1 protein-coding gene and 6 pseudogenes are annotated in these 9,784 nt (G+C 55.6%); 4 read left to right on the top strand and 3 right to left on the bottom strand.

Features of this window, described 5'->3' with window-relative positions; all coding sequences use genetic code 11:
• Positions 1 to 101 (bottom strand): annotated as a pseudogene (locus ACTBDZ_RS12060) (IS5/IS1182 family transposase); the annotation flags it as partial.
• Between the two features lie 450 nt (positions 102 to 551).
• Between ACTBDZ_RS12060 and ACTBDZ_RS12055 the strand changes: the two are divergent.
• The 3 genes and pseudogenes from ACTBDZ_RS12055 to ACTBDZ_RS12045 all read left to right on the top strand — a co-directional run bounded on the left by ACTBDZ_RS12055 (position 552) and on the right by ACTBDZ_RS12045 (position 7,306).
• Positions 552 to 2,866, top strand: a pseudogene (locus ACTBDZ_RS12055) (FdhF/YdeP family oxidoreductase).
• A gap of 197 nt (positions 2,867 to 3,063) precedes the next feature.
• Complete coding sequence (locus ACTBDZ_RS12050; protein WP_438815487.1) at positions 3,064 to 5,001, top strand: exoribonuclease II; 1,938 nt, start codon at positions 3,064 to 3,066, stop codon at positions 4,999 to 5,001.
• Positions 5,002 to 5,259: 258 nt separating this feature from the next.
• Positions 5,260 to 7,306: pseudogene (locus ACTBDZ_RS12045) on the top strand (carbon starvation CstA family protein).
• 69 nt (positions 7,307 to 7,375) lie between these two features.
• On the opposite strand, the pseudogene ACTBDZ_RS12040 reads toward ACTBDZ_RS12045, so the two are convergent.
• A pseudogene (locus tag ACTBDZ_RS12040) lies at positions 7,376 to 7,984 on the bottom strand (YczE/YyaS/YitT family protein).
• A 147-nt stretch (positions 7,985 to 8,131) separates the two neighbouring features.
• On the opposite strand from ACTBDZ_RS12040, the pseudogene ACTBDZ_RS12035 reads away from it, so the two are divergent.
• A pseudogene (locus ACTBDZ_RS12035) lies at positions 8,132 to 9,546 on the top strand (PLP-dependent aminotransferase family protein).
• A 2-nt stretch (positions 9,547 to 9,548) separates the two neighbouring features.
• Here ACTBDZ_RS12035 and araD read toward each other — a convergent pair.
• Positions 9,549 to 9,659 (bottom strand): annotated as a pseudogene (gene araD / locus ACTBDZ_RS12030) (L-ribulose-5-phosphate 4-epimerase); the annotation flags it as partial.
• Positions 9,660 to 9,784 lie beyond the last annotated feature (125 nt).

Below are 9,784 nucleotides of genomic sequence, written 5' to 3'. Positions count from 1 at the left end.
CGGTTGTTGCGTGCGGTTACGCCAACATAGCCTTGCCGTCCAGGAAGCAATGTCTCAATCCTAGCCCATTGATCATCTCGAAGTGCATAGCGACGTGTCATCTCTTACTTTTTAGGCCAAAGTAGACGATCATACACGCTTATCCAAGCATTTGATGACAGGCCCTAGTCGTAGTGATGATTGGATTGCTGGGGCATTTCGTGAGGTTGAATGATTTCTTAGTGATGTGAGTGAGCGGTTGCTTTATTCCACAGGTAAATGAGCTGTTTGATGTCGATGATGTCGCTTCCTGTCCTGCATAGGTATTAAGGGGAGCATCCCCGCAGAAATGACAGTGAAACCAATTTCTCCGTGCATCGCAAGTCATTCGCCTATAAGGAGTTATAAAATGTGAAATATACCAAGCACATAAATTCAATAGTCCTTGCTAATCGCGCCATAGCCACAGTCGATTAGACGATCGACGCCCTCACTCTTAGACTGACCACACATCGCAAATATTTAATATAAAATTTACATAACACAAACATTCAACACCTGCGGACACCACCATGAAATTTAAACCCGCCATCAAGCCATACCAGAGCGCAGCAGGTGGTTGGGGCTCTTTAGAAGCCACAACCCGTTTTGTGCTCGACAGTAAGCAAGCGCTGAAAAACATCCGAAACTTGCTCCGCGTCAATAAATCGAAAGGATTTGATTGTCCCGGCTGCGCCTGGGGTGACGATAACAGCAGCACCTTCAGTTTTTGCGAAAACGGAGCCAAGGCAGTAAGCTGGGAAGCCACGCGCAAAGCCATCGATCCGACGTTCTTTGCCGCCCACAGCGTGAGCCGACTGCGCCAGCAGAGCGACTATTTTCTCGAGTATCAGGGACGGTTGACCCATCCGATGCGCTATGACCGCGCCAGCGATCGCTATGTACCGATTGAGTGGCAGGACGCTTTTGCGCTGATCGCCCGGCACCTCCATGCGCTGGAGCACCCCAATCAGTTAGAACTGTACACCTCGGGACGGGCCAGCAACGAGGCCTCTTACCTGTATCAGTTGTTTGGTCGCCTGTTTGGCACCAATAATTTTCCCGACTGTTCCAATATGTGCCACGAAGCCAGCGGTACCGGTTTGAAGCAAAGCATCGGCGTCGGTAAAGGCACCATTCGCCTTGAAGATTTTGAACATGCCGATGCCATTTTCGTATTCGGACAAAACCCCGGCACCAACCATCCGCGTATGCTCCACAGCCTGCGCCATGCCGCCGATCGCGGCGCGCACATCGTGTCCTTCAATACGCTGCGCGAACGCGGTCTGGAACGCTTTGCCAATCCGCAAAATCCGCTGGAGCTGCTGACACCGCTGTCCGGCACCATCAGCGAAACCTACCTGCAACCCCATCTCGGCGGCGATATGGCCGCAGTGCGCGGCATGGTCAAAGCCCTGCTGGAAACCCACCGTCAGCGTCTGGCACAGCAGCAACCGGGGCTGTTTGACAGTGCGTTTATCGCCAGCCATACCGCCAACGTTGAAGCGTATCTGGCAGTGGTGGATGCCACCACATGGTCCGAGATTGAACAGCAATCCGGTTTACGCGAAGCGCAATTACGCGCCGTGGCCGATATCTATCAACGTTCGCCGCGCGTCATTTGCACCTGGGCCATGGGCGTGACACAGCATAAACACTCCGTTGCCACGGTGCGGGAGATCGTCAATCTGCAACTGCTGTTTGGTCAGTTAGGCAAGCCGGGCGCAGGGTTATGCCCGGTGCGCGGACACAGCAACGTGCAGGGTAACCGCACCATGGGTATTGATGAGAAACCGAGTCAGGCGTTTCTCGACAGCCTCGCTGCACACTTTGGTTTCACACCCCCGCGCCAACCCTGCCATAATACCGTGGAAGCGCTGGAAGCCATGCTGCGCGATGAGGTGCGCGTGTTGATCGCGTTGGGCGGTAATCTTGCCGCCGCAGCACCTGACTCACCGCGTACCGAAGCTGCTTTGCAGCGCTGTCAGCTCACGGTACACATCAGTACCAAACTCAACCGCAGCCACCTGATTACCGGTGAGCAAGACGCGCTGATCCTGCCGACGCTGGGACGCACCGAGCGCGACATCCAAGCCAGCGGCCCGCAGTTTGTTACCGTAGAGGACTCCTTTAGCATGGTGCACGCCTCGGAAGGTGTGGGCATCCCCTGTCAGAACAACAGCGCTCTGAGACCGCTATCGTCGCCGGCATTGCCAATGCCACGTTGGGCAAGCAACCGGTGGATTGGCTGGCACTCGCGGGGGATTATTCACTGATCCGTGACCACATCGCTGCCACCCTGCCCGGCTTCAACGATTTCAACGCCCGTTGCGAACAGCCCGGCGGGTTCTATCTGGGCAATGCGGCGGCTGAGTTACGCTTTAACACCCCGAATCATAAAGCCAACTTCTGCGCCGCCGAACTGCCGAAAACCCTGTTCCCGCAGCTTGGCACACAGCAGGCTCCTTTTACGCTGCAAACCCTGCGTTCGCACGATCAGTACAACACCACCATTTATGGCCTTGATGACCGCTATCGCGGCGTTTACGGGCAACGCGAGGTGCTGTTTATCAATCCGCAGGATATTGCTGCACTGGGGTTGGCTGACGGTGACAACGTGGATATCGAGACGCTGTGGAACGATGGCATCACACGTAAGGTGAGTGGATTTCGCCTAGTCAGCTACAATATTCCTCGCGGCAATCTGGCCGCCTATTACCCGGAAACCAATCCGTTAGTACCACTCTCAAGCGTAGGTGATGAAACCTTTACACCGACCTCAAAATCGGTGCCCGTGGTCATAACCCGCAGCCAGCGCGATACAGAAACTGAGCGACGTATCGCCTGATACACTGGCGTCTCGGCACTGACCGGGACGCCTGCGTTCCACTCCCGTTACACGATGCATTAGCGGTTATTCTCAAAACGCGAAGATTGGTCTCATTGATATACATCACGCTTGCCGCCAGCACGGGTTTCGCGTAAAACTGTCTGCCATTCATTAGTGTCGTTAATAACCGCATCTGGACATCTCTTTTACTCATTATGTTTCAAGATAATCCGCTGCTTGCCCAGCTAAAACAGCAACTTCACTCCCAAACTCCGCGTGCTGAAGGCGTAGTGAAAGGCACCGATAAAGGGTTCGGCTTTTTGGAAGTCGACGCACAAAAAAGCTACTTTATTCCACCACCGCAGATGAAGAAGGTGATGCATGGCGATCGTATCGTTGCGACGCTGCACACCGATAAAGATCGTGAAATCGCAGAGCCGGAATCCCTGATTGAACCCTTTTTGACGCGCTTTGTTGGCCGCGTGCAGAAAAAGGACGACCGTTTTGCCATCCTGCCCGATCATCCGCTGCTGAAAGAGGCGATCCCCTGCCGTACCGGACGCGACGTAAATCACACCTTTCAGGATGGTGATTGGGCTGTGGCGGAAATGCGTCGCCATCCGCTCAAAGGCGATCGCAGCTTCCATGCTGAATTAACGCAATACATCACCACCTGCGACGATCCGCTGGCGCCGTGGTGGGTGACGTTGTCACGTCACAATCTTGAGCGTACTGCGCCAGAAATGGACAGCGAATTGACGCTCAATGACGGCAATCTGACGCGCGAAGATTTGACCGCACTGACCTTTGTTACCATCGACAGCGCCAGCACTGAAGACATGGACGATGCGCTGTATGCCAAAGACAACGGCGACGGCACACTGGAACTCACTATCGCCATTGCCGACCCTACCGCCTATGTGGAAGCGAGCAGCACGCTGGATACGCTGGCGCGTCAACGTGCATTTACCAACTACCTGCCGGGATTCAATATTCCGATGCTGCCGCGCATGCTTTCCGACGATCTCTGCTCGCTGCGCGCGCAAGAGCGCCGCCCGGCAGTGGTGTGCCGCGTCACCGTCGCGACCGACGGTACACTGGGCGATGATGTGCAGTTCTTTGCCGCCTGGGTAGAATCCAGGGCCAAACTGGTTTACGACAACGTTTCAGACTGGCTGGAGCAACAGGGTGAATGGCAGCCGGAAAACGATGCCGTTGCCGAGCAAATCCGTTTGCTGCACCGCATCGGTCTGGCCCGCAGCGCCTGGCGTGCCACCCATGCGCTGGTGTTTAAAGATCGTCCTGATTACCGTTTCCTGCTCGGTGAGCAGGGCGATGTGCTGGATATCGTAGTTGAGCAACGTCGCATCGCTAATCGTATCGTCGAAGAAACCATGATCACCGCCAATATCTGCGCCGCACGCATGCTTAAAGAGAAGCTTGGCTTCGGCATTTACAACGTGCACAACGGTTTCGAGCCAACCCAGGTCGATCAGGCCGTGACGGTGTTAAGCAACAACGGCATTGAAGCGGACGCTGCTGTGCTGTTGACCCTGGACGGTTTTTGCAAACTGCGCCGAGAGCTGGATGCGCAGCCGACGTCATTTTTAGACAGCCGCATTCGCCGCTTCCAAACCTTCGCCGAAGTTTCCACTACGCCAGGGCCGCATTTCGGTTTGGGGCTGGATGCGTATGCCACCTGGACCTCGCCCATCCGTAAGTTTGGCGACATGATCAACCATCGCCTGCTGAAAGCGATTATTTGCCAACAGCCCGCTGAGAAACCGCAAGATGACATCACGCAACAAATGGCGGAGCGCCGTCGTTTAAACCGGATGGCCGAGCGTGACGTCGGTGACTGGCTGTATGCTCGTTTCCTGAAACCGAAAGCCGGGACTGATGCCCGCTTCCGCGCCGAGATCATCGATGTGACGCGCGGTGGTCTGCGTGTGCGTTTGCTGGACAACGGTGCCGTTGCCTTTATCCCGGCTTCGTTTATTCACGCAGTACGCGATGAGTTAGTCAGCAGCCAGGAAACCGGCACGGTCTCCGTCAAAGGTGAAGTGGTCTACCGCCAAAGCGATACGCTGGATGTGGTATTGACCGACGTGCGCATGGAAACGCGCAGTATCATTGCCAAACCCGTAGCATAAACCTCTGGTGTCGCCAGCCTGCGGGTTGGCGACACCGATTTTCTCCGCATCAGATTCTCCCCGCCCCTATCATCATTAGCCAAAACTGAATTTAATTTACAAAAATTCACTCTTGCTCACATTTTCTCATCTGCACCTGCCGCGCATCACGCTGAAATACACTATGTTTTTAAGGGCTGCGCCGTTTGCCATGGCGTCACGCCCTAAAAGCCAGCAAAACTCTCGCCCCATTAGTTGGGTAACGAAGGAGCCGTTGTCATGAATAATGTCAAGAGCATAGTGATCTGGCTGTTGGTCGCATTAGCGAGGGCTATCGCCTTCGCGATGCTGGCCTTAAGCCGCGGAGAGCACGTTAATGCCGTGTGGTTGGTCATTGCCGCCGTATCCTGCTACAGCATTGCCTACCGCTTTTACAGTCTGTTTATTGCTAAAAAAGTGTTTGAACTGGACGACCGTCGTGTCACGCCTGCTGAACGTCACAATGACGGGTTGGATTATGTTCCCACCAACAAGTGGGTGCTGTTTGGTCACCACTTTGCCGCTATCGCCGGGGCGGGTCCGTTGGTTGGCCCGATTCTCGCCGCGCAGATGGGCTTTCTGCCGGGCACCATCTGGATTTTGGTCGGGGTGATGTTCGCCGGTGCGGTACAAGATTTTCTGGTCCTGTTTATCTCGACGCGCCGCGATGGCCGTTCGCTCGGGGAAATGGCAAAACAAGAGTTAGGCACCTTTGCGGGTGTGGTGACGATGCTGGGTGCACTGGGTGTGATGATAATCATCCTTTCCGCACTGGCACTGGTGGTGGTCAAAGCGCTGGCACACAGCCCCTGGGGGGTGTTTACCATTGCAGCGACCATCCCGATTGCGCTGTTTATGGGCGTCTATATGCGTTTTCTGCGCCCCGGCAAAATTGCTGAAGTCTCATTGATCGGTTTTGTGTTGATGATGATGGCCATCGTGTACGGCGGCGACATCTCTGTCCATCCGTACTGGGGCCCCTTCTTCACCCTGCAAGGCACCACGCTGACCTGGGCGCTGGTGATTGACGACTTTATCGCTTCGGTGCTGCCGGTATGGCCGCTGCTGGCCCCACGCGACTATCTTTCTACTTTCCTGAAAATTGGTGTTATTGTCGGTTTGGCTGTGGGTATTGTGTTCGCCACGCCAGAACTGAAAATGCCGTCTGTGACACGCTTTATTGACGGTAGCGGGCCGGTGTTCTCCGGTAGCCTGTTCCCCTTCCTGTTTATCACCATCGCTTGCGGTGCCATCTCCGGGTTCCACGCGTTGGTCTCCAGCGGTACCACGCCTAAGTTGATTGAACGCGAAAGTCACATTCGCATGATTGGTTATGGCGCGATGCTGATGGAATAGTTTGTGGCGATCATGGCGCTGATTTGCGCTTCGGTTATCGATCCGGGCGTCTATTTCGCCATGAACTCACCGTCTGCGCTGATCGGTACCACCGTTGAACAAGCCTCACAGGTGATCAACGGCTGGGGCTTTATGATCACACCGGAAGCCCTGAGTGAAATAGCCAAAGACGTGGGCGAAGCCTCTATTCTGTCACGTGCCGGGGGGGCACCGACCTTCGCGGTGGGTATGGCGCATATCATCACCGAAATATTTAACAGTCGGGCCATGATGGCATTCTGGTATCACTTCGCCATTCTGTTTGAAGCGCTGTTCATTTTGACTGCTGTCGATGCCGGTACCCGCGCCTGCCGTTTCATGGTGCGGCCTCGCTGTTCCTGGCATGGGCAAGAGCCACTCCTGGCTGGGTAACATGGCGGGCACCAAGGTGGCGGTTGCCGGTTGGGGCTTCTTTGTTTATCAGGGCGTTATCGATCCTCTCGGTGGGATTAACACCTTGTGGCCGCTGTTTGGTATCGGGAACCAGATGCTGGCTTCCATGGCGCTGATTCTTGGCACTGTTGTGCTGTTCAAAATGAAGAAGCAGCGCTACGCCTGGGTGACCATACTGCCGACCATCTGGCTGTTTATCACTTCGATGACAGCCGGCTGGCAGAAAATTTTCCATGAAAAGGCCAGTATCAGTTTTCTGGCTCAGGCTAAACGCTTCTCGCAGGGTATTGAGCAAGGCACGTTGATCGCGCCGGCCAAGACCATCAAAGACATTGTATTCAGCAACCAGATCAACGCCGCACTATGCGGGTTCTTTATGCTGGTAGCGGTTACCATGCTCATTTCTGCCTTTTTCGTGATTCGTCGTGCGCTGGCAAGCGAGACGCCGACGGCAAAAGAAGTGGCTGTTATCTTACGTGAAGAAACAACGCACCGTTAACCGCCTCATTAACGGTGCTGTGTGCCCATGCCCGTCAGCAATGACGGGCATTTTTTTTCCATTGTGATACTAGGATGAGGCCTTCGGTTGCAGGGCGCGTTCGCGCGACTGCCCGACAAAATAGGGTAAAAAAAGTTGGATCAGCGGACCAATCGCAAAGGCATACACTACCGTACCTACGCCGACCGTGCCGCCGAGTATCCACCCCACCACCAGCACCGTCAGCTCAATTCCGGTTCGCACATAGCGAATTTGCCATCCGGTACGCGCCACAATGCCAGTCATCAAGACATCACGGGGGCCAGGGCCAAAACCGGCACCGATATACATGCCAGTAGCTAGCCCGTTGGTGATGACACCCCCGATCAACAGCGCCGTGCGTGCCCCGAGGTGTTCGATTTCTGGCAGTAAATCCAATCCCACATTGGTTGCCAGCCCAATCACGATAACGTTACTGATGGCCCCCAATCCCGGCCGCTGGCGCAGCGGGATCCACAGCAGCAGCACCAACGCGCCCATCAGGATGATAATGGTGCCCACACTCAGTGGCAGATGCTACGCTAACCCGAGGTGAAACACATCCCACGGGTCCACCCCTAAATTTCCCCGGATCATCATGGCGATTGCCATGCCGTACAGCGCTAATCCCACATACAATAACCCAAGCCGATACGCCATAGTACTTCACCCCACCATTAACCCTTAACCCTTCGTCACCAACAGGGTGACGTCATCAAGGAAGTTGTGTTACCTTGACGCAAAATGGACTTTATTTTAAGGTCCAGTTTATCGAAAGTGGCTTTTTAATCTGTCTGGGAGTTTACGATGGCTGCACGGCGAATCGGCTCGGCCTCATTACAGCGTCTGCTCGGTAACTGGCAGCAACCCGAATCACGCACTCCGGCTTATCGCCAGTTAGCAGATAGCCTGCGGTTGCTGATCCTGGATGGACGTTTGCCGCTGGATACCCGTCTTCCGGGCGAGCGCGACGTGGCGGAGATATTGCACATCAGCCGTACCACAGTGACCGGCGCCTTGGCCGAGTTGCGCAGCGAGGGCTATCTTGCCAGCCGCCAAGGTTCTGGCTCTCTCACAACGCTGCCCATTGCGCGCACTGAGCCGGATTTGTCCCGTCTGCCGTTGCCTGCGGTCGATCTCTCCTGCGCCGCCCTGCCTGCGGGTCCTGAGATCCATCAGGCCTATACCCGCGCCCTGTCTCAGTTGCCAGAGTACCTTGAACACAGCGGCTATGACGCTGCCGGGTTGCCACGGCTGCGCAGCGCTACAACGCGCGCGGTCTACCCACTACGGCGGATCAAATCATGGTGGTAAACGGCGCAGTCAGCGGTTTTACCCTGCTGCTGCTGCTGACCGGCCCGGGCGACCGCGTAATTATTGAACACCCCACCTATCCTCATGCGATTGGTGTGATAAAAGGCGCGGCCTGTCGCCCGATTCCTGTGGCACTCCCCGATCAGGGATGGGATACCGATGGCCTTGCCATCACGATTGCTCAGGCAGCTCCGCGTCTCGCCTACCTGATCACCGATTATCACAACCCCACCGGTCGCTGCATGGACAGCGCCACGCGCCAAATTGTGGCGGAGATCGCGGCACGCACGCGCACGCCGATGGTGTTGGATGAAACCATGTCGGAACTGTGGTACGACGTGCCGCCGCCGCCACCGCTGGCCGCCTTTGATGACAGCGGACACGTCATCATGCTGGGTTCGGCGGGCAAAAGCTTTTGGGGCGGACTGCGACTCGGCTGGATTCGTGCCAGCGCCCGCACCATCGCTGCACTGATACAGATGCGCGATACCGTGGATTTGGGCTCTCCGCTATTGGAACAGCTCGCCTGCGCGGAACTGTTGCAGGATGCAGAACAGATTTTGCCTGCACGCCGCGCTGGATTGCGTCAGCAGCGGGACGAGACCGGTGCCGCCATCGCGCGCCAGTTTCCTGAATGGCAGTTGAATATACGCCCAGCGGTGGCCTCTGTTGGTGGGCAGAGCTGCCACAACCCGTCTCCACCATGTTGGCCAGCCAATGCAGAAACCTTGGGGATACGGATTGGCGCAGGGCCGCGTTTTGGGATTGAAGGGGCTTTTGAACGCTTTTTGCGCGTCCCTTTTACGCTGCCAGTCAGTCAAATTGAAGATGCGCTAATACGCATCAGACCAGTGTGGGATCGCATTGCAGCCCACCGCGTCAGTTATCCACGCGGTGGGTTGATTTAAGGTTACTGCCCGTAATAGGCGTTTTTACCGTGCTTGCGCAGGTAGTGCTTATCCAGCAGTTGCTGCTGCATCGGGCCAACGTCTGGTGTCAGTTGGCGGGTGAAGATGCCCATATCCGTCATTCCGCACCTACTTTAAGAATAAATTCGACGGTATCGCTCGCCGAGAACATCAACGATGGTCTTGTGAACAGAATTGAGGTTGGATACTTGTGGTGGTCTGTCACCAATACTGAACT

Origin of the sequence: Symbiopectobacterium sp., from assembly GCF_051710365.1 — a bacterium.
Classification (GTDB): Bacteria; Pseudomonadota; Gammaproteobacteria; order Enterobacterales; family Enterobacteriaceae; genus Symbiopectobacterium.
The sequence above is the reverse complement of the archived record's forward strand: the minus strand, read 5'-3'. Positions and strand labels throughout refer to the sequence as shown.

Coding starts and splice junctions, on each gene's coding strand:
- ACTBDZ_RS12050 (WP_438815487.1), top strand. CDS start 3,064: ATGTTTCAAGATAATCCGCTGCTTGCCCAGCTAAAACAGCAACTTCAC.